The sequence below is a fragment of the Pseudozobellia sp. WGM2 genome, from assembly GCF_017810075.1.
GTDB lineage: Bacteria > Bacteroidota > Bacteroidia > Flavobacteriales > Flavobacteriaceae > JADNYK01.
This window is the reverse complement of sequence record NZ_JADNYK010000001.1, coordinates 697886-719809: the sequence shown is the minus strand read 5'-3', so window position 1 is coordinate 719809 and position 21924 is coordinate 697886. Positions and strand designations below refer to the sequence as shown.

At 40.0% G+C, this 21924-nt stretch carries 18 protein-coding genes; 7 read left to right on the top strand and 11 right to left on the bottom strand.

Features of this window, described 5'->3' with window-relative positions; all coding sequences use genetic code 11:
• Window positions 1-12 precede the first annotated feature (12 nt).
• Together ggt and IV512_RS03235 are read right to left on the bottom strand one after the other, a co-directional pair.
• A complete protein-coding gene (gene ggt / locus IV512_RS03240; protein ID WP_209400539.1) occupies window positions 13-1713 on the bottom strand; it encodes a gamma-glutamyltransferase in 1701 nt (566 codons plus the stop codon).
• A gap of 7 nt (window positions 1714-1720) precedes the next feature.
• Complete coding sequence (locus tag IV512_RS03235) at window positions 1721-2320, bottom strand: ACP phosphodiesterase (protein WP_209400538.1); 600 nt, start codon at window positions 2318-2320, stop codon at window positions 1721-1723.
• 73 nt (window positions 2321-2393) lie between these two features.
• On the opposite strand from IV512_RS03235, the gene glmM reads away from it, so the two are divergent.
• Together glmM and IV512_RS03225 are read left to right on the top strand one after the other, a co-directional pair.
• The gene (gene glmM, locus IV512_RS03230) at window positions 2394-3782 is read left to right on the top strand and encodes a phosphoglucosamine mutase (protein ID WP_209400537.1); all 1389 of its coding nucleotides are present in this window, start codon (window positions 2394-2396) and stop codon (window positions 3780-3782) included.
• A 95-nt stretch (window positions 3783-3877) separates the two neighbouring features.
• A complete protein-coding gene (locus tag IV512_RS03225) occupies window positions 3878-4576 on the top strand; it encodes an endonuclease/exonuclease/phosphatase family protein (protein WP_245224652.1) in 699 nt (232 codons plus the stop codon).
• Here IV512_RS03225 and IV512_RS03220 read toward each other — a convergent pair.
• Window positions 4566-5561 carry a sterol desaturase family protein gene (locus IV512_RS03220; protein WP_209400534.1) on the bottom strand — a complete coding sequence of 332 codons (996 nt, stop codon included), beginning with the start codon at window positions 5559-5561 and terminating at the stop codon, window positions 4566-4568. The genes IV512_RS03225 and IV512_RS03220 overlap by 11 nt on opposite strands.
• Before the next feature lie 66 nt (window positions 5562-5627).
• A complete protein-coding gene (locus IV512_RS03215) occupies window positions 5628-6515 on the bottom strand; it encodes a lysophospholipid acyltransferase family protein (RefSeq protein ID WP_209400532.1) in 888 nt (295 codons plus the stop codon).
• 55 nt (window positions 6516-6570) lie between these two features.
• Here IV512_RS03215 and IV512_RS03210 point away from each other — a divergent pair, with 55 nt between their 5' ends.
• Complete coding sequence (locus IV512_RS03210) at window positions 6571-7221, top strand: rhomboid family intramembrane serine protease (protein ID WP_209400530.1); 651 nt, start codon at window positions 6571-6573, stop codon at window positions 7219-7221.
• Between the two features lie 161 nt (window positions 7222-7382).
• A complete protein-coding gene (locus IV512_RS03205) occupies window positions 7383-9020 on the top strand; it encodes a hypothetical protein (RefSeq protein WP_209400528.1) in 1638 nt (545 codons plus the stop codon).
• 69 nt (window positions 9021-9089) lie between these two features.
• Here the strand turns inward: IV512_RS03205 and IV512_RS03200 are convergent, their stop codons facing one another.
• Entirely contained in the window at window positions 9090-10220 is a 1131-nt protein-coding gene (locus tag IV512_RS03200) for a TlpA disulfide reductase family protein (RefSeq protein WP_209400526.1), read from the bottom strand.
• A 100-nt stretch (window positions 10221-10320) separates the two neighbouring features.
• On the bottom strand, window positions 10321-10833 hold the full coding sequence (locus IV512_RS03195) for a hypothetical protein (RefSeq protein WP_209400524.1): 513 nt from the start codon (window positions 10831-10833) through the stop codon (window positions 10321-10323).
• Between the two features lie 87 nt (window positions 10834-10920).
• Here IV512_RS03195 and IV512_RS03190 point away from each other — a divergent pair, with 87 nt between their 5' ends.
• Entirely contained in the window at window positions 10921-13830 is a 2910-nt protein-coding gene (locus IV512_RS03190) for an FAD-binding and (Fe-S)-binding domain-containing protein (protein WP_209400522.1), read from the top strand.
• Between the two features lie 16 nt (window positions 13831-13846).
• On the opposite strand, the gene IV512_RS03185 is transcribed toward IV512_RS03190, so the two are convergent.
• Window positions 13847-14707, bottom strand: a complete 861-nt coding sequence (locus IV512_RS03185; RefSeq protein ID WP_209400520.1) for a UDP-2,3-diacylglucosamine diphosphatase — start codon at window positions 14705-14707, stop codon at window positions 13847-13849.
• A 237-nt stretch (window positions 14708-14944) separates the two neighbouring features.
• On the opposite strand from IV512_RS03185, the gene aroC reads away from it, so the two are divergent.
• Together aroC and IV512_RS03175 are read left to right on the top strand one after the other, a co-directional pair.
• The gene (gene aroC, locus IV512_RS03180; protein WP_209400518.1) at window positions 14945-16015 is read left to right on the top strand and encodes a chorismate synthase; all 1071 of its coding nucleotides are present in this window, start codon (window positions 14945-14947) and stop codon (window positions 16013-16015) included.
• A 98-nt stretch (window positions 16016-16113) separates the two neighbouring features.
• On the top strand, window positions 16114-17439 hold the full coding sequence (locus tag IV512_RS03175) for a dicarboxylate/amino acid:cation symporter (RefSeq protein ID WP_209400516.1): 1326 nt from the start codon (window positions 16114-16116) through the stop codon (window positions 17437-17439).
• A 5-nt stretch (window positions 17440-17444) separates the two neighbouring features.
• On the opposite strand, the gene IV512_RS03170 is transcribed toward IV512_RS03175, so the two are convergent.
• The 4 genes from IV512_RS03170 to IV512_RS03155 form a co-directional block, all read right to left on the bottom strand.
• On the bottom strand, window positions 17445-18230 hold the full coding sequence (locus tag IV512_RS03170; RefSeq protein WP_209400514.1) for a DUF1206 domain-containing protein: 786 nt from the start codon (window positions 18228-18230) through the stop codon (window positions 17445-17447).
• A gap of 86 nt (window positions 18231-18316) precedes the next feature.
• The gene (locus tag IV512_RS03165) at window positions 18317-18721 is read right to left on the bottom strand and encodes a thiol-disulfide oxidoreductase DCC family protein (protein WP_209400513.1); all 405 of its coding nucleotides are present in this window, start codon (window positions 18719-18721) and stop codon (window positions 18317-18319) included.
• 60 nt (window positions 18722-18781) lie between these two features.
• Complete coding sequence (locus IV512_RS03160) at window positions 18782-20953, bottom strand: DNA mismatch repair protein MutS (protein WP_209400512.1); 2172 nt, start codon at window positions 20951-20953, stop codon at window positions 18782-18784.
• Window positions 20954-21254: 301 nt separating this feature from the next.
• The gene (locus IV512_RS03155) at window positions 21255-21815 is read right to left on the bottom strand and encodes a hypothetical protein (RefSeq protein WP_209400511.1); all 561 of its coding nucleotides are present in this window, start codon (window positions 21813-21815) and stop codon (window positions 21255-21257) included.
• Window positions 21816-21924: the final 109 nt, after the last annotated feature.

The window sequence follows — 21924 nt, the reverse complement described above, 5'->3', positions numbered from 1 at the left end:
TGAACGGGCAATCTAAAATCCGACAGCGGTATCATCCCCTCTTTTGTCAGCTCCTCCTTCTAATTTTCCGTTGTCCAATACCCGAATAGCATCAACCTTGCCGATAATAGGGGTGCGCTCTTCGTTTATATGGTAACCTTTTGTCTTTAGGTCTGTTTTTAGTTCTTTAGAAAAACCTTGAGGCTCAAAAATAACAACATCGGGCAGCCATTGATGATGAAAGCGGGGAGCATTTACCGCTTTTTGCATACTCATATTAAATTCGTAACTGTTCAGTATGGTTTGGGCCACAGCAGTTATAATAGTCGAACCTCCTGGAGTGCCAACGACCATCCAAAGTTTATTGTTTTTTTCTACGATAGTAGGGGTCATGCTGCTTAGCATTCTTTTTTCGGGCGCTATACTATTGGCTTCTGCTCCAATGAGTCCGAACATATTCGGTACACCCGCCTTGGCACTAAAATCATCCATTTCATTGTTCAAGAAAAAACCCAATTCATCACAATAGAGTTTACTTCCGTAGGCACCGTTCAATGTTGTCGTGACAGAAACCGCATTTCCTTCTTTATCTACGATAGAGTAGTGGGTAGTTTCCATGCTCTCTGCCATTTGTATATTTCCTTCTTTTATTTTGGAGGATTCGCTAGCAGCATCAAAAGAAAAATCACTCATTCTCTCGTTAATATAATCACTACTTAAAAGCACATCCACCGGAATATCAATAAAATCTGGGTCTCCTAAGTAATAGTTGCGGTCTGCATAAGCTCTGCGGGCTGCCTCTGTAAATAGTTGAATGGCTTTCTCTGAATTATGGCCATACTTACCTATGTCATATGGCTCGATCATCTTAAAAATCTGATTAATAGTAACGCCACCACTGCTGGGCGGACTCATTGAAATTATGCGAAGATCTTTATAATTGAAAGTTATAGGCTGTCTCCACTTAGCTTCGTATTTCGCTAAATCTTCTTCAGTTATAAAGCCCCCTTTTTCTTGAATAAAGCGGGCCAAGGTTTCGGCAATTTTTCCTTTATAAAAGCCATCATGACCATCTTCGGCAATACGTTTTAACGTATTAGCCAAAGCGGGGTATTTCACCATGTCGTTAACCTTAGAGTCGATAGGAAAAGTTGTTACACTATCGTTCACTTCTAGAATTCTATCACGTACCGCAGCAAACCTATTCGCTTGATTTGCGGTAACCACAATACCATTTTCCGCCAGCCTGATTACCGGGGCCAAGATTTCTTCTAACGGCAGTGAACCAAATTTTTCGTGCACTGCAATAATGCCCGCAACCGTACCGGGCACGCCTACCGCAGTTGCTCCTTTGGTGCTCATGTCAGGTACAACATTTCCCAATGAATCAAGATACATGTCACGATGTGCGGCCAAGGGTGCTTTTTCACGATAATCGAGCGCGCCTACATCTCCATCGGCTTTTCTGTAGACCATAAAACCACCACCACCGAGATTACCGGCGAAAGGGTAGGCCACTACAAGAGCCATTTCGGTAGTTACCATGGCATCAAAGGCATTACCGCCATTTTTCATGATTTCTACACCAATTTTAGAAGCTTCTTCACGTGCCGAGACCACCATGGCATTCTCGGTCACCAAACCAGTAGGCTCTGCAGGTAGTGTTTTGCAATTAACGAATAGAAATAGGGCGGGGAGGAGGCATACTAAAGGGTTGGTACTCGGTCTTTTCATATTGGAATCAGTTGTTGTCGGAATTTAATGAAATGTATTTTTGTTTCGAAAAAGTCATTAGCTCTTCGAAAAAGTCGGTAAACTCTTTTTCAAAAGCCTCATAGTGCCGCTCTAGATCTAGAATGGCGAAATTCATTTTCGACTTATTGTTGGTGCGACGGTTCATACCGTTGAGTACTTTGGCAATTCCATCCATTTTTGAGTAATTGAAAATCCAGTTATCGGCAATCATATAGGGCATCATTCGCTGTACGCCGACCGGTAAAATGGTATAATGGTCTTCAAGTAGGTCATAAAAATTATCAACAAAGGTGTCGAGCGGTGTATCACAATATAACTTCCAATTTTTGGCTAAAAAATGATCGTAGAAGATATCGACTATAACCCTACTATAGTGACTGTAGTTTTCATGCAGTCGTTTACTGCTCATTTTAGGTATCGGGTGAGAATCGGTAAAGGTATCGATTTCACGATGCAGTAAAATACCTTTTTGAACACGTAGCGGTAGATGTTTGAATTTATTCCCGCGAATGCTGTCGGCAATAAAATTACCCAAAGTGATTTCGTCGTCGTTGTATGATAGATAAATATGGGCCAAAAAGTTCATGGGCTCGAATTTACAAATTGCTTACATAGTTTTTGCTACATACCTGTATATTTGCCAAAACATTTAGAAAAATATGACACTGATCAAATCTATTTCTGGAATAAGAGGAACCATTGGGGGCAACCCAGGAGACAATTTAACCCCAATAGATGCTGTTAAGTTTGCAGCAGCTTACGGTATTTGGCTAAAAGATTATTCTAATAAAGAGAAGTTGAAAGTTGTCATTGGTCGTGATGCACGTCTTTCTGGTGAGATGATTCAAAATTTGGTAGTTTCAACGCTAGTCGGTTTAGGTATCGACGTGATAGATTTAAATCTGTCAACAACACCCACAGTGGAAATTGCCGTACCCTTAGAGGAAGCCGATGGGGGAATAATTCTTACTGCCAGCCATAATCCGAAACAATGGAACGCACTAAAACTGCTTAACGAAAAAGGAGAGTTCTTAGATGCGGCACAAGGTGCTAAAATTCTCGAGATTGCCGAGAAAGAAGATTTTCAATTTTCTGAAGTGGATGATTTGGGTGAAATTATTCGTAACGATTCATATATAGATATTCATATTGATGAAGTGTTAGATTTGTCTTTGGTGGATGCCGATACTATTCGCAAAGCAAAGTTTAAAGTTGTTGTAGACGGGGTAAATTCTACGGGAGGTATTGCCATACCCAAGCTGTTGGAAGAACTTGGGGTAGAAGTAGTGAAACTTTATTGTGATCCTACGGGTCATTTTCCGCATAACCCTGAACCTCTAAAGGAGCACCTGGGCGATATTTGTGCCTTGGTCGTAGAGGAGAAGGCGGATTTCGGAATTGTAGTAGATCCCGATGTCGATAGATTGGCATTTATTGACAATAAAGGTGAAATGTTTGGTGAAGAATATACTTTGGTTGCGTGTGCAGATTATGTTTTGGGTAAAACCAAAGGTAATACGGTTTCAAACCTATCATCTTCGCGAGCGCTTCGAGATATTACCCAAAAACACGGTGGCACATATGAAGCCTCAGCAGTCGGGGAGGTCAATGTGGTAACGAAAATGAAGGCTAATAATGCTATTATTGGAGGTGAAGGTAATGGAGGTATAATCTATCCTGAAAGTCACTATGGCCGAGACTCTTTGGTCGGTACGGCGTTATTTTTAATGTTGATGGCCGAAAAAGGGGGTACAGTTGCAGAATTAAAGGCAAGCTATCCATCTTATTTCATGAGTAAAAAGAAAATCCAACTAACTCCAGAACTCGATGTTGACGCTATTCTGAAAGCAATGGCCGAAAAATATCAAAACGAAGAAATATCGACAATTGATGGGGTGAAAATAGACTTTGCCGACAATTGGGTGCATTTAAGAAAATCGAATACCGAGCCTATTATTAGAATTTATACGGAAGCGGCAAGTCAGCAAGCAGCTGATGAATTGGCAGACCGCATTATTGGTGAAATCAAGAGGGTAGCCGGAATATGATATGTAAGGCAGAAAAGAACTTAGGGGGTGTTGTGGTTCTTTTGTATATTTTCCTGTTTCTGGTTGAAACCCATGCCCAAGATACCCTTAGGGTTATGAGTTTTAATATATTACATGGAGCAACGGTGAAAAATGATTTTAATTTAGATTCACTAGCTGGAATCATAAAATCGTACGATCCACATTTGGTAGCCTTACAGGAAGTGGATTTTAAGACCAAACGTGCCAACTCTTACGATTTGCCTACAGAGCTAGGTTATCGTACCCAGCTAGCTCCGTTATTTGCCCGGGCCATGTATTATGATGGCGGTGAGTATGGTGAAGGTATTCTATCTAAATTCAGCTTTGTCGCTACAGATAAATTGGCCTTACCACATTTACCCGATTCTGAACCTAGGGCTGCCGCTATTGTAAAGGTAGAAACAGCCAATAAGAATATCGTTCAGTTTGTGGGTACACATTTAGACCATCAAAAAAACGGTAAGGATAGGGAAATGCAGGCAAGGGCTTTGGTAGAGCACTTTAGCAACGATTCAATACCAACCTTATTGTTGGGAGATTTAAACGCCCAGCCCGATAGTGAGACCATTGCCATTCTTAAACGTGAATTTACCCAAAGTACGGTAGAGGGGGCAAGACAACCTACATATCCTTCCAAAAAACCCAACATAAAGATTGATTATATCTTATTCAACCAGCCGAATTTATGGAAAGTTATTGATTATCAGGTTTTGTGTGAAAATTATGCCAGTGATTACTGCATTGTTATGGCTACTTTGGTTCTTACACCGTAATTTTTTGAGCGTCAAAATATTCCTTTCTTACCACTTTGGAAGTCTTATGGTCACCCGTGTGATGCCAACCCGGAGGCATAAAAATGTACATACACTTAGCTTTAATGCTAGGGGCATTCCAAACATCCTTTCCTAGCGCAACAAATTCACCAAAATAAACATCCATAAAATTACCGGAATCCATTTCTCGGGTAATTCCATACTTGATTTTTTCTCCGTCCTGTTCTTCTTGGTAAGTACCAAAAGCCCGGTCCCATACATTTAAGAGATTACAAAAATTGGTGTCCATATATAATGGATTTTTAGCGTGGTGTACCCTATGATGTGAGGGCGTAAGAATATATTTTCCTAATCTACCAAACTTGCCTTTTTTCATTACGTTTTCCCCGGCATGTATAAATGCACCGTAGGTACCATCAATAAACATGATTGCAAAGAGCATTTCGGGTTGTACTCCCGCTAAAATGCAAATAGTTGTTCTAATCGTATCTGCGTAGGGGGCCTCTAAAAAGAAATGCGCGTAGGTAACAGAGAGATTCATGTCTTCAGGAGCATGATGGGTAGAATGTAAGCACCAGAACAACCGTACCTTGTGGCCAAGGTAATGGTATATAAAATGCGCAAACTCCCAAATGACATAGGCATAGATAAACCAATACCAAGTTGCGCTGGTTTTAAACGGGGCCAAAGGTTGAAACCACCCTATACAAAGGGTGACCATGGCAATGGCTATAAACCTTCCGACAAATCTGTTGAAAACATATATTAGAAAATTAACTTTATAGACCCTTGTTTGCTGTTTTTTATAGATCAGGCCCAATGTCAGTTCCAACAAGACTAGCAAAGGAATAATGGGGATGATAAAAGATGTGATGCCTTCGTAAGTGCGCAAGGCACTATAATTACCGGTTTTGAGAATTTCCCAAGCTTGGGAAATCCCTAAAAAACCTATGATTTCCTCATAGATAATTTCTAGAACTTCCATGTATTCTTAAATTTTTGGTTGTAAAAATGGTTTGGTACGGAAATATAAAAAGAACTAATTAAAATCCTATAAAAATTCTTCTGGAGCACTATTTCTATGCTTCCATCTGCGGTGAGTCCACAGATAATGTTCTGGCCTTTCCTTAATCTGTTGTTCGGCGAGACGTAGAAAGGTGTCCGTAATTTCGTTCTTTTCTGTATTGGCTCCTGAGGTTGTTATGGGTATGAATTCCGCCTCATAAAAACCTCTTTTCACTTTAGATACTTTGAGAAAAACTACAGCGAGATCCATTCTTCGGGCCATAATTTCGGCTCCGTTCACAACGGGAACCTTAATACCCATGAAATTGGTCCAATAATGGGCTAAATGTTTCTGGGGCGATTGATCGCTCACCATACCAAAAATACCCGTAATGTTGTTTTTATGGTTTCTAACCACTGTTGGCACCACCTGTTTCTGGGTGATTAAAGTGGTATTCCACCGCGCACGTACATTTTTAACCCATTGATCAAAATATTTGTTGCTTATTTTCTGGTAAACGGCATAACCTTTGGCTTGAACATAATTATTGATGCTCACGTTCCATTCCCAATTGGCATAATGGGAGCATACGACCAATACACTTTTAGATTTTTCAATTTCTAAAAGTAAATCAATGTTTTGTACTGCATATTGCTTTTTGACGGCCTCTTTAGACAAATTCATGGTTTTCACCATTTCTAAAAAAGTGTCGCATAAGTGTTTGTAGAACTTTACTTCGATTGATTTTAATTCCGATTCCGATTTATGTGGTAAAGCTAACCGTAGATTTGAGCGGACAACTTCTTTTCGATAGCCAACAATTCGATAGACAATAAAAAAAACAAAATCTGAAAAACCATAAAATAGTCGATGTGGCAGTCTAGAAATTACCCAGAGCAAAGGAAAAGCCAATACAAAAACGAGCCACTGCATGCTTAATTTTTAATGGGCAAATATAGCTATATTTGGCACGAAAATATCTTACCGCATGTACAATATAGATTTGGCCACCATAGTGGTCATCGCAGCGAATATTCTGGTTTCCCTAAAAGGCTTCAACGATGTTTCGTTCTTTGAAAGATATAAATTCAATATCTCGGCCATTGGTGCCGGCCAAAAGGAAAGAATGCTCACTTCTGGGTTTCTACATGTCGATTGGGCACATCTTTTCTTTAATATGTTCACCTTATATTTTTTTGCGCCTGTAGTGATCAGTTGGTTCGGTCCTGGTAAGTTTCTAATCGTATATTTTGTGAGCTTGGTCGCGGGTAGTTTATTGGCAATGTTTTTTCATAAGAATGAACCTTATTATAGTGCTGTCGGCGCTAGCGGGGCGGTTACAGGTGTATTATATGCCGCCATTTTGCTACAGCCCAATATGCAGTTAGGTATTATGTTTATTCCCATTCCCTTACCAGCTTACGTGTTTGGTATCGGTTACTTGTTGTATTCTATCTATGGAATGAAAAGCCGTATTGGAAATATAGGACATACCGCACACTTTGGCGGTGCCGTAGGTGGCTATGTAATGACTTTGCTGTTTTTCCCCGATTTGCTGGTTACGGAAACTTTAATGGTGTTTTTATTGGCCTTGCCCATAATAGTTCTCTTTATAATGGAAAAGATGGGTAAGATATAACCGATCAGATTTTTACTTAAAAATTACCTTTTATCGATACAAAGTTGCTATCTACTTGCAATTATATACCGTTTATCGAAAAATTTAATCGAAAATATACACTTCGATTAATTTTGACGTTTGATTAGAACCCAAATCTAATTGCATTAAACCTACTAATGATGAAAAGAGTTTCCCTATCCGCTTTGGCGGTACTCATGTTCGCTGCCTCTTGTAGTGATGAGACGACGGTCTACAGCGACCCTTCAGAAGATGTTTCTATTGAAAAAAGTGAATCGGTTTTAGAAAGCAGTATACTTTTCGATGATGCCGGTGTTCTAGATATTGCTAGTGAAGCCGCATTAACGGGTAAAACTGCCAAAGGAGCCGAAGAAATGGCTGGTGATTATCCCTTGACCTTAGTGGCACGTGTAGACCCACCATCTTATAGTGGTGCAGAGAACTTGACTGCCGCCCACGTACATTTAGATGGCGATTACGCCTATGTTGCCTATAATACGGTAGAAGATGGTTATGCCGGGGGTATAGACATTGTTAATGTCAATGATCCGAACAACCCTCAAGTCACTTCTAGATTATATTATTCTAACGCTGATATTAACGCGATAGAATATAATGATGGATATATATATGCCGTTGGCGGTGTGGATGCCGAAAAATCAGTTAGAGCTACTTCTAATTCATTTGTAGTGAAAATTCTTGTGTCAGGAGGCCGAATGGATACTGGTGCTGGCCTAACCTATGGTTTTCAAGAAGGGTTTAATGCTACCGATGTAGAAGTTACAGGTAATACGGTTTACGTTACAAGTGGTAAAGACGGTTTGTTAACCGCATATAATAAATCTGACCTTAGCATTCAGAACGACGCATCTTACGCTGATTTGAGGTCTGTAGCCCATCATGATGAAACGATTGCAGTTTTAGATGCCAGTACAGGAGTAGTTCTTATGGATGAAGGCTTGAACGTAACTAAAGAAATTGCTATTGATTCCGATTTTGGTGATTTCAGTAAACGAACACTTGATATTTCAGACGACAGAATTGTTGTTTCAGAAGGTTCAAAAGGTGCCGGAATCTACAATCGTTCTTCTGGGTCTCTTATCGAATACGTACCTATCTTGATTAATCCGGACGGAGTGGATCAAAGCAATATTGTAACCAATGCGGTTGCCACCAACGAAGAAATATTGCTAATGGCAAATGGTGGTGCCGGACTTTGTTTATCTGAAGCGCAAGATGATAATACCGATTTAGTAGGTGTTATCGATCTTAACGGATCAATAAACTACGTAGAGACCAAGGGTGATTATGCATTCGCTGCATCAGGTAAGGCAGGCTTACAAATCATTAAATTAAATAGACCTAATGAAAGTTTAGAAGCTCGCTGTGAAGATTTACCGAGTTATAACGGTAGCTATAATCTATCTGTCAATGAAGGTGAAGAAAAGGCCTACCGAGGTTCAAAAAGGCTGAACAGGGTAACAGTCAATGGTTCTTTGCTTCTTTGCGGTACTTGGACGGCCTATAGCAATTCTTATGTGAATAGTAACGGACTATTTGAATTGAGTGGCTCATTTGCTGTCGGTAGAAATAATAGATCAAGAAGTATAACTGTAAATCAAGGTGCTACATTTAGGGTTGAAGGTGACCTGACCATCTATGGTGACTTGATCTTAAATGAAGGAGCTACACTTGAGTTTGTTGGTAGCGAATCGAGAGTTAATGTATTTGGAAGCGTCAAGAAACTAGGTAATGTAACCATTACCGGTGAGTTTGAAGATGTACAGAACAAATTCTAAAATATTCAAATAATAGAAAAACCCTCGAGCAGAACTGCTCGAGGGTTTTTTATTTGGTAACGCTGTACTTTAATTCAAAAGCTCAGCTACTTTCTCTTCAAGTGCCGGTCCTCTTAAGTTTTTGGCAACAATTACCCCATTCTCATCTAAAAGAAATGCTGCAGGTATCGCATTAACATTGTAGAGTTTTGCAATTGGGTCATTAAAATAGGAAACATGCGAAACATGGTTCCAAACCAGACCATCATCTTCGATGGCTTTCTTCCATGCGTCAGCTGTTCGATCTAAAGAAACTCCTAAGATATTCAATCCCTTATCATGATATTTGTTGTAAACAGCAAGTACGTTCGGGTTTTCAGCTCTACAAGGTTTACACCAGGCGGCCCAAAAATCGACAAGGGTAACTTTGCCCAAAACATCTTCAAGAGCTAAGTCTTTACCTTCAGGGTCAGGAGCTGTAAAATTCGGGGCTTTTGCACCAATAGAAGTGTTCTTCTCATTGGCTTCGGCCTGCTTTTGGGCCTCTAATTTCTCCGAAATTGTTTTGGCCGTTTTGGTTTCTTTTATTTCAGGTGATAGAGCGTCATACATTTCTTGAGCTTCTTCGGCAGTAACCGTACGAGTGCCCAAAGCTCTATCGATAAGTAATGCCGAAATCAAGGCTTCAGGGTGACTTTTTATATAGTCGAGCTCAAAATTCTTATATGACTCTTGTAATTCGTTCATCTCATCACGCAGAGAGATAGCAGTAGCCGTATCTCGACTTATATTGGCTTGCTGCATATCTTGCTGAATTGATTGGGCCTGTTGGGTCAATTCTTTTGATTTTTCCACGTAATCTGCGAAAATATCGTTTTGAAGTGTTCCTTTTACTTGCGCCATGCCCAAGCTATCTTTTTGTGCAGTAAGCTGAATTTCACCGTTTTCGATAATAACGGCGGTGTATCCCATTAACTGATCCACAAATACATAATGCATTTCAGGAGTTTCGGCTTGCCCCGTAAAAACAAATTTTCCGTTTTCTACAGTGGTGGTATCGACATCTACGGGTTGGCCATTTTCACCAACTGCTCTTAAATAGACATTGGTGCCGTTTGCGACTTCTCCGGTCAAATTACCCTGAAATGTATATCCTTCAGGTTTTTGGTTACAGGCCGCCAAGCCTATTAAAATGCATAATGACGCTAGTATTTTTCTCATTGCTTTGTTTTATGATGAGCAAAAATAGTCATAACGCACAAAACAAAAAAGCCCTTAACATTAAGTGGTTAAGAGCTTTGATTATAAAGTTATTCGTAGTCTAGAACTGATATCGAACTCCGAGTGCAATGTCGAAATCGAACCCATTGTCAAAGTCACTATATCCTATCAAACCCAGTTCAGGTCTAAAGTCCAATGAAATTAATAGGGGTATGTCAAAATTATATTCTATACCGACATCACCTGCAGCAAATACAAAAAGACCCCCGTCAGGTTGAAAAGGTTGATTACTATTGTTTAGGCGAGGTTCAAAGTCAACGTTACCCAATCCTCCTCCGACGCCATAATACCATAGTAGGCCTCTATCGATATTGTGAACCCATTGGTAAAGTCCGGCCAATTTAAAGGCGTCATACTCACGGCTATCGCGCCAACCTAAATCGAGTTCCACCCTCGTATACCTTCCTATTGATTTTTGATAGGAGATTTCGGCACCAAAACCATCACTGTCACCAAGTCTCAATCCGAGAGCGTGATCGGCAATTTCTTGTGAATACAAATTGGAGAATACTCCAAATAAAGTTAGGCAAAGAAGTAATTTTAAATTTTTCATCATCATGTTCATTTTTGTTTTAAAAACAGTTTTCCACTGTCCCTTTCAAGCATAAAAACTTAATTTAGCGGTCAAAATTGTTTTCAGTTGAATAAAAATTTACTTCTTGACCTCGGCAACTTACTTGAAGGGCAATTATTATCCGACAAGTTGACCAAAGCACTGTACGCTACCGATGCTTCGGTATATAGAAAAATACCCTTGGCTGTAATATACCCGAAAACGGTCGATGACATCAAAAAAGTTATTGGTTTTGCCAATGAGCATAAAGTTGGTCTTATTCCGCGAACAGCTGGTACATCTTTGGCCGGTCAATGTGTGGGCGAAGGTATTGTTGTAGATGTTTCACGGCACTTCAATCAAATTCTATCGTTTGATGAGAAGCGAAAACAGATTACCGTACAACCGGGAGTTGTTCGTGATGAGCTGAATCAATATCTGGCACCATACGGACTTTTTTTCGGGCCTAATACATCTACCGCTAACCGCTGTATGATCGGTGGCATGGTGGGCAATAATTCTTCGGGCACCACATCGATACAGTATGGTGTTACCAGAGATCATGTGGTCTCTATGAAAACTATTCTTTCAAATGGTAGTGAGGCAGAATTTGGGTCACTCTCCGAAGAAGAATTTAATTTAAAACTGAAAGGAAATAGCTTTGAATCTAAAGTTTATAAAAACATATTTAATGAGCTATCTAACAATCAGATACGAGATAATATAATTTCAGAATTTCCGAAACCGGAAATACATCGAAGAAATACAGGTTATGCCGTAGATGAGCTTTTGCATAATTCAGTTTTTGGCACGCTCGAGGAAGACTTTAACATGTGCAAGCTGCTTAGCGGAAGTGAAGGAACTTTAGCTTTTACCACTGAAATCACATTACAATTGCACGATTTACCGCCATCTTTTTCGGCGATGGTAATTACCCATTATAACACGCTTGAAGACTGCCTTTCTGATGTGGCGCCCGTGATGGAGCATTCGTTACATCTTTGTGAAATGATGGATAAAGTGATTTTAGACTGTACCAAAAATAATCGGGAACAGCTGAAAAACCGCTTCTTTGTAGAGGGTGATCCAGCTGCTTTGTTGATGTTGGAATTAAAAGCGGATACAGAGGCGGACTTAAATAATCAAATTGCTACATTGCAGACCACAATAGCCAATTCAGGATTGAGTTATGCCAACCCGGTGCTCTATGGCAATGATATTAACAAGGCAATCGAGCTGAGAAAGGCCGGTCTCGGACTTTTAGGCAATATGGTCGGGGATAAGAAAGCTGTTGCCTGTATCGAAGATACCGCTGTGGCCGTTGAAGACTTGAGTGATTTTATTGCAGAGTTCAGTAAAATTATGAAGGGCTACGGGCAAAGTGCAGTGTACTATGCACATGCTGGTGCGGGAGAGCTTCACCTAAGACCGATTCTAAATCTGAAAAAGTCAGAGGATGTCGGTATGTTTAGAGGTATTACTACCGATGTAGCTAAATTGACCAAAAAATACAAAGGCTCTTTTAGTGGGGAGCATGGTGACGGTATTGTTCGAGCAGAGTTTATTCCCTTAATGATAGGTGAGAAAAACTATGAATTGCTCAAAAGGGTGAAGTCTTATTTTGACCCTAACAATATCTTCAATCCTGGTAAAATAGTAGATGCTTATCCTATGGATGAGTCATTGCGATACAAAATTGACCGTTCAGAGCCTCAAATTGAAACCTTTTTTGATTTTTCAGACAGTGAGGGTATTTTAAAGGCTGCCGAAAAGTGCAATGGAAGTGGCGATTGTAGAAAAACCGAGAATATGAAGGGGGCGATGTGCCCTAGTTACCATGCAACTAGAAACGAAAAAGACACAACTAGGGGGCGAGCAAATGCATTACGGGAATTTTTGACTACCTCTGACAAAAAAAATAGGTTTGATCAGAAAGAGCTTAAAGAGGTTTTTGATTATTGTCTAAGTTGTAAAGCCTGTTCTAGTGAATGCCCAAGTAATGTCGACGTTGCCACTTTAAAGGCTGAATTTTTATACCAATATCAAGAAGCGAACGGGTATTCTCTGCGCAGCAAGCTCTTTGCCCATAATACGAAATTGAATCGTCTGGGCAGTAAGGTCGCGGGTCTGACCAATGCTGTTTACGATTCTAGTTTGTTCGGTGGTTTGCTAAAAAAATCGGCAAATGTAGCGACCGAAAGAAGCTTGCCAAAAGTTTATAGTTTTAATTTTGATAAATATCTTCAACAATTTAAAAATCAATACAAAACACCTAAAAGAAAGGTTGTCTTATATATTGATGAGTTCAGTCAGTTTTTAGATGTTGATTTGGGTAAAGATGCTATTGAATTGCTAACGCGTTTGGGGTATGATGTACAACTTTTTTATGGTGAAAGCGGTAGAACCTACCTTTCAAAAGGCTTCTTGAAACAGGCGAAAAAATTAGCGTTGAAAAATATCGAAGAGCTGAAAAAATTCATGAAGCAGAACCTGCCGGTCATTGGTTTAGAGCCTTCGGCAATTTTGACATTTCGTGATGAATACAAACGATTTTCCAATGATTCTGAAGCGACCAATGCAATTGCCCTAAATTCATTTCTATTGGAAGAGTTTTTGTCACAAGAAATTCAAAAGGGTGAATTAACTTCCGAGGTTTTTACCAAAGAGGCCAAAACAGTAAAAATTCACAGTCATTGCCACCAAAAGGCATTGAGCAATCAAAAAGTCACTTTCGATGTGCTCAATTTGCCCGAGAACTATACGGTGTCTATCATCAGTTCGGGCTGTTGCGGTATGGCCGGCTCTTTTGGTTATGAAAAAGAACATTATGATGTGAGTATGAAAATTGGTGAGTTGAAACTTTTTCCTGCAGTTAGAAAAAGTGCTGAAGACACTATTATTTCAGCGAACGGTACGAGTTGTAGGCATCAAATTTACGATGGCACAAAAAGAAAGGCACTTCACCCGGTCACTATTTTGAAAAACGCTTTAGTTTAAACTGAGTGTTCTCCGATTAGCGTTGCGATTTCCGGTTCTTTCGCTGTTGCTTCTCCTCTTTTTGGGCCGCAATAGCTTCAACAAGCTCTTGCATATCCATTTGCTTCAATTCCTCATCCATAAAAAAAGGGGAAAGTTTGTCATGATTATAACGGTAAACTTTCCAACGTTTCAATGAATATTCCAAAGCAGTCAGGTTCTCCGTCCAGTCACCGGAATTCAAATAGGTACAACTTCCTTTTTTTGTAGTGTGCTTCTCTTTTTTTGATAAATGCAAGTGACCGCATATTACATAATCATACCCTTTTTCGATGGCCATATCGACCGCAGATCTTTCAAAACCTCTAATGTGTTTGGTGGCGTTTGTATCTTTTTTTATTTTCTGGGAAAGTGAGTATTTTTCTCTTCCTAATTTATTGAATAACCAACTATTGAGTTTGTTTATATTAATTAATAATTTATACCCTTTTGAACCAAATTTTGCTAAAGATTTTGCATTTCGAAGCGTAGTGTCGAAAACATCACCGTGAAAGAACCAAGCTTTTTTTCCATCCATCTCAAGCACCAATTTGTCTACAATATGCAAATTGCCCATCGATGTGCCGCTTAGTTTTCGAAGTATGTCGTCGTGATTTCCCGTCACATAATAAACTTGTGTTCCTTTCGATGCCATGGCCAAAATTTTACGAATGACTTTCATGTGGTTTGGCGGAAAGTAATTCTTATGAAATTCACCTACGTCGACAATATCTCCGTTTAAGACTAATTGCTTGGGCTGAATACTGTTCAAATAGGTGATAAGTTCGTCAGCATGACTGGCCAAAGTGCCCAAATGCACATCTGAGATTACGGCAACTTCTAATTTGCGTTTTTTCAAGGGATAGGAATTTGATACCTAATAAAGCAAAACCATATAAATTAAAAGTAAAGGGTTTATCAAGAATCTATTATCATATGTTAAATAAGGGGTATCGATAACTTTGCAAGACTGTTAATTAAGATTTAACTTTGAGCACAAGAAGATAGGCGAATCATAAATTCTGAAAGACGGTATTAAAAACGAAGTTCAGCTTCTTATTGGCCCTTTTACAAACAACTGATTTAACCAATTTTTATGGCAGGCAATACTTTCGGGAATATTTTTAAGCTCTCTACATTCGGTGAATCGCACGGAGCAGCTATTGGAGGGGTTTTAGATGGATGCCCTTCTGGAATACAATTAGACCTCGAAGCGATACAAACAGACCTTAACCGTAGAAAACCTGGTCAATCGGCAATTGTTACCCAACGTAAAGAACCTGATACGGTAGAGTTTTACTCCGGCATTTTCGAAGGAAAAACCACTGGTACACCTATCGGTTTTGCGATATACAACACCAACCAAAAATCGAAAGATTATTCGCATATAAAAGATTCATACCGACCATCGCACGCCGATTATGTGTATGATAAAAAATATGGGTTTCGCGATTATCGAGGTGGCGGACGAAGTTCGGCTCGTGAAACGGCAAGTAGGGTAGTGGCCGGGGCTATTGCCAAACAGTTTCTTGCGGACATTAAAATAAATGCCTTCGTGTCTCAGGTCGGAACATTAAAAATGGACAAGCCCTATCAAGAGCTTGACTTTTCAAAAATAGAATCGAATCCCGTAAGGTGCCCAGACCAAGAAATGGCCGCCAAAATGGAAGAGTATATAAAAGAGGTACGCGGTGAAGGTGACACCATCGGAGGCATTATTACCTGTGTTGCCCAAAATGTACCGGTAGGTCTGGGCGAACCCGTTTTCGATAAACTTCATGCCGAGTTGGGTAAGGCCATGCTCAGTATCAATGCCGTAAAGGGGTTTGAATATGGCAGTGGTTTCGAAGGTGTGCAAATGAAGGGCAGTGCGCATAACGACCAGTTCAATAGTGACGGTAGCACCCAATCGAACCATAGTGGCGGAATTCAAGGTGGTATCAGCAATGGTATGGATATCTACTTTAATGTGGCCTTTAAGCCTGTGGCCACAATAATTCAGCCGTACGAGACCATTGATAAAGAGGGCAACAAAGTACAGACCAAAGGTAAAGGTAGGCACGATCCTTGTGTGGTGCCCAGGGCAGTACCTATCGTAGAGGCTATGACCGCTTTGGTTTTAGCAGATTATACCTTGCTTAATCGAACTATAAAGGGAAATTTATAGTACTTTTTTAGGAAATCGATATTTTCTCGCTACAGAGGATGCTGTTTTTCGGCTTTCGATGCAAAAACAGTATATTACCTGCATAAACTTACATATACATGCGAAAACTGGAATTACATTGGAAGATCCTTATAGGAATGGTATTAGGTATTCTTTTTGGCTTTTTAATGACCATTTTCGAATGGGGACCTGAATTTGTTCAAGATTGGATAAATCCCTTCGGAAGTATTTTCGTTAAGCTCTTAAAGCTCATTGCAATTCCGTTGATTCTTGCCTCTTTGGTCAAGGGTATTTCCGATTTAAAGGATATTTCAAAGTTCAGAAATATTGGGCTTAGAACTATCGCCATTTATATCGGCACAACCGTTGTGGCCATTACCATTGGCCTTCTATTGGTCAACGTATTGCAACCGGGTAATGGAATTTCTGAAGAAACCATAGCCCAGTTGACCGAAACATATTCCAATGATAGTGGTGTTACCTCTAAATTGGAGGAGGCTTCGAGACAGAAAGATAGTGGACCGTTACAATTTATGGAAGACATGGTTCCCGATAATGCCTTTAATGCTTTGGGAGACAACAGTGCTATGCTACAAGTGATATTTTTCACCATTTTCTTGGGCATCTCTATGCTGTTGATTGGGGAGAAAAAAGCAAAACCGTTAAAAAAATTCTTTGATGCCCTGAACGATGTAGTCTTGAAAATGGTCGATTTGATAATGCTAACGGCGCCCATTGCGGTATTCGCATTGTTGGCCAATGTTGTGGTTTCTTCAGGTGATCCCGATATATTGTTAGCCTTATTGAAATATGCAGGTGTAGTGGTTCTTGGGCTTTTATTAATGATTGTCTTTTACAGTTTAGTGGTGGCTACCTTTACACGATACAACCCTTGGACTTTTCTGCAAAAGATAAGTCCTGCCCAATTATTGGCATTTAGCACCAGTTCAAGTGCCGCAACATTACCTGTTACCATGGAAAGGGTAGAGGAGCATATTGGGGTAGACAAGGAGATTTCCAGTTTTGTACTCCCGGTCGGTGCGACCATTAATATGGACGGTACCAGCCTTTATCAAGGTGTGGCCGCCGTTTTTATTGCTCAAGCCTTGGGGTTCGATTTAACCTTTGGTGGTCAACTGACCATTGTACTAACGGCCTTATTGGCCTCAATTGGTTCCGCAGCCGTACCGGGTGCCGGAATGGTGATGTTGGTGATTGTGTTGGAAGCCATAGGCTTTCCTGCCGATAAACTCGCCATTGGCCTGGCATTGATTTTTGCGGTGGATAGGCCGTTAGATATGCTACGGACGGTAGTAAATATTACCGGAGATGCCTGTGTTTCTATGATGGTGGCCAAATCCGTTGGTAAGACCATCAAGCCAAAAGTCAAAAATTGGGATGATAATTTAGAGGAGGTAAAATAAGCTTTCTAACCATCAAATTTGCGGTATCGGGCATGTGCGAACATGTAAATACCGTAACAGACCAATCCCGCAGCTACGAGGCCCATTAACCATGGGCCTGAAGAGTTGTCTTGAAGAAATGAAAATGCTTCTTCGGTACCTTTCATAGATTCAGAACCGCCAGAAAAGGAAAAACCGGCCTTTAGAAAGAAATACGAAATAATACAGGTCATGATACCCCGTGAAATAAGTCCGCTATACCCAAATGTTTTGATGGCCTTTTTCTTTTTCGAGTCGGAGATAGAGCCAATATGAAACTTTTTTAGAAAATCGCCTTTGTAGGCCTTTATAAATTGGTAAATACCCTTACCTGCCAAAGCAAGCCCTACGGCTATAAAAGCGTATATTTTTAATTGTGGACCTAAAAATGAGCTTCCACCACCTCCCGAACCGGAATTGGGTTCGTAAAAAATATCGACTATCGCGAATATGCCCAAACCTAGGTAGACAAGCCCACTAATAAAAAAGGAAACCCTTTTTACGATTCCTTTTTTGCTCGAACCTATATTTTCAGGGTCTTGCACGCTTTGTATAAACCTCCAAATCGCATAACAGACTAAACCGGTACCCAATACGGCCAAGAGTACTTTACCGAAAGGCTGCTTTTCTAAAAATTCTATGATTTGAAATTTACCGGCTTTTGAGCCTCCTAAATTAAAAGCGGCCAAAAAAGCCAAAATACCGGTTATGGTATATACAGCACCCTTGGCCGCAAAACCGGCATAAGCTACATTTTTTATTTTCTTATCCATTGTTTCTGTTGATTGAACAATGGTAACCATTTAATCGACCTATGGTTAACTCTTTAAAGTTGAGTTTTGGGCTATTAAAGATTGAATCAAAGAAATTTTGATTGCAGTTCTGGGTTGGGCACCATACATTGGTCTTTTCTACCGTACCATTTGTATCGGTGCTTGGCTATAAAATCATATACGATATCGCGCAAATTACTGGGAATGCCCGAGAGTATCGATGAAATGGTACGATACCCTTTCAAACCCTTACCAATTTCAAGTGCAGCGGTAGATTTGGTGTAGTAGGCGGTGCCGGGATCGATTAATATAATGGAGTCTACCGTAGATGTATCAATGCCACGCTCTTTGGTCAATTGCTGACCCACCTCACTTTGCAGGGCGGCATAGCGAAACACATCATTTTTGTCTCTTTTGATAACAAACTGTACGGCATTATTGCAAAGATTGCAAACCCCGTCAAAAAGAATGATTTTTTTATTGCTTTCCACTTCGTAAAGATACGATGGAAAAGATTGTGTGAAAAAATTAAAACATGAATTGAAATATAGTTATTTCTTTCTTTCCACCAATTCTAATTGGTCTACACTTACATTTGTGGTGAACATACCGTAGTTGACAATGGCCTTGCCTTTTTCTAAAGAATCTATACTGCCTACGGCCTTGCCGTCTTGCATACGTACACGGTCTCCCACCTTAAAAACAGGTCTAGGTTTGTTCTTTTCTTTTTGAACGGCTTTCTGTTTCTCTACCTTTTTCTTTTCGCGAATGACCTTGACCTCCTTTTGTACTTCTTGGGCTACCTGTGCTTTTTTGGTACGTTCCGCCTTAGCTTCTTTGGCCGTTCTCTTTTTACGCTTACTGTTTTCAGTTTCAACGATTCGGAGCATTTCCGACACTAATGGGCGCTTTTTCTTATCTCTAAAATACTTATCCGCTGCTTTGTTCACCTTATTGCCCAATTGGATCATGCGCTGATCATGATCATAGAGTTCTTGATAGTTTTCCAGTTTGCTCTTGATTTTGGCATTTAATTTCTCCAATCGTGCCGCTTCTTCTTTAGCCTTACTTTCCTCTTCTTGCAGCCTAGAACCCGTTCGGGCCATTTTACTGCGCTCTTTTTGTAGTTTGGCTATAGTCGCATCAAAGCGCACCTTGCCCCGCTCGATTTTTTTCTTGGCCTTATTGATCAAGGAGTAGGGGATGCCGTTTTTTTGGGCCACTTCAAACGTAAAGGAGCTTCCCGCTTCTCCCAAGACCAATTGAAAAGTAGGCTCTAGGGTGCGGCCATCGAAAAGCATGTTGGCATTGGTAGCATATGGAAGTTCATTGGCCAAAGCCTTTAAATTTGCATAGTGGGTAGTAATTACTCCATAGGCCTTTCTTTCATAGAACACCTCTAAAAAGGCTTCTGCAAGTGCACCGCCCAGCTCGGGGTCACTACCCGTACCGAATTCATCGATCAAGAACAAGGTATTGTCATTGCACAATCGTAAAAAGTTGTTCATGTTCTTTAAACGATAGCTGTACGTACTTAAATGATTTTCTATAGATTGATTATCACCAATATCTGTCAAAATCATATCAAAAAAGAAGACCGAACTTCTTTCGTGAACGGGTATTAAAAGCCCTGATTGAAGCATTACTTGAAGTAATCCGATAGTCTTTAAAGTGATACTTTTACCCCCTGCATTAGGACCGGAAATTACGATAATTCGATTTTCGTCATGCAATTCTATAGTCTGCGGGTAGGTCTTTTCCTTTTTTAAGGTATTGCTTAAAAATAAGAGCGGATGATAGGCGTCTCTAAGATACAGTCGCTTTTCCGAATTGATTTCAGGAAGCAATGAATTCGTGTCCGAAGCATATTTGGCTTTTGCCGAGGTGATATCAACGTGGGCTAAAAAAGATTGGTATACGGCCAATTGAGGGGCAAATGGCCGTATACGGTCCGTTAGTTCTTTAAGTATACGCTGCACTTCCTCTTTTTCATCAAACTCGAGGTTATTTAGTTCTCTACTATATTTTAGAGTGGCTTCCGGTTCGATGTATACAATGCTTCCCGTTTTAGAAGTGCCCATAACGGTACCCTTCACTTTTCTGCGGTACATGGCTTTTACTGCCAAAACACGCCTGTTCTCTACAACGGATTCTCGAATATCATCTAGATAATCGGAACCATTGTAAGTATTCAAGGCAGAGGCAAAGCTTTGTCCGATTTTACCCTTAACTTGAAGCATCTGCCTACGAATCGTGAAAAGCTTGTCAGAAGCCTTGTCATGTACTTCACCAAAACGGTCGATGACGGTGTCTATATAACTAGGTATTTCGGTATTGGCGTCAACCGATTCCGATGACGCGAACAGAAGGGGATAATATTCCTTGAATTTTTTGAGGAATTTTTTTAATTCGTTTACTGTTAGACAGATACTGCCAATTTTACGAAAACTGCCAATTTCCATGGCTGTATTCTCGATGCCCAATAGCTGAAGTTCTTTATCTATACCTTCAAAACCGTGAGGTGGAATGCGATTTTCGCTCACAAAAGAAGAAAGGTACTCGGCGGTTTGGCCCAACTGCTCTAAAATGAACTCTTTTTCCGTAAATGGGGAAAGCTCTAAAGCTTTTTCTTTACCCATTTCCGTAGTACAGCGAGCAGCCACCTGTTGGAGTACCGTTGGAAATTCTAAATCTTGTAATGTTTTGGGGTGAATACCTGCCATATTGCTTAAAATCGGAGGCAAAGGTAAGGATTGAAGCTGAAAAGTAGGGTTTTCTTTAAGAATTGGGGAGTGAAAGACTTATCTTAGTATCGTTCGGGTCTTCTGTTATAAATTAATACATGTCCCGCCCTGCGGGCACCCCTTCAAAGGGGGGATATCAATTGTCCCCTTGAGGGGACAGTAAAAACCAAAACGGTTTTTACAGGGGTGTTTTTTTGTTGCTTTCTACTCATTATAAATCCTTGCCTTTACCTTTTGTACTGTTGGTACGGGCGTGACGCTTGCGCTAGTGGGGGGCAGCCTAAAACCTTCCTGAAACTCCGATTACATTGCCAAATTGACCTGTTTCCGGGTCAAACTCCCTTGTTTCCGTATTATCCCATGCAAAATGAATATCTACTGCCATCTTTTTTTCATTTTCTTTTTTATACCACCAAATATTTTCAAAGCTTCCCTCTTTATCTTCTCCAAAAGGATTTAAAGCATTTTTTCTGGCTTGATCTGAGATTAATTCAGGCACGCTGATTACCTGCTTTTCTTCTCCATTGGCATAAAATACCACCAGGTTATTTGGGTGTGTATGGTACTCCGATTTTCTATCGAACAGGACGACCATATATTTCATGTTTGGGGAAGGGTACGCAAATAGATTATTTTCTTTTTCAAAAATCTCCACTTTATTTAAATCTCCATTTTCTTTTTGATATTCCCAACTAACACCTTGTATATCATTAATTAAAGGATGGGAAATGAATCCCCCTTCACTGGATAATCCTAGATAACTAATTAATGGTTTTCCTTCTTCAAAATTCCCATTTTCAATATACTCTTTATTGGAGTACTTGATATTTTTAATTTCCATCAGTTTAGGTTAAAGGTTTCGACACTATTTTCATCAAAATAGTTTTTCCAATTGCCATTACCTAAGTCTTCCAAAAACTCAATCTGTTCAGCACCACCATTGAAAGTCT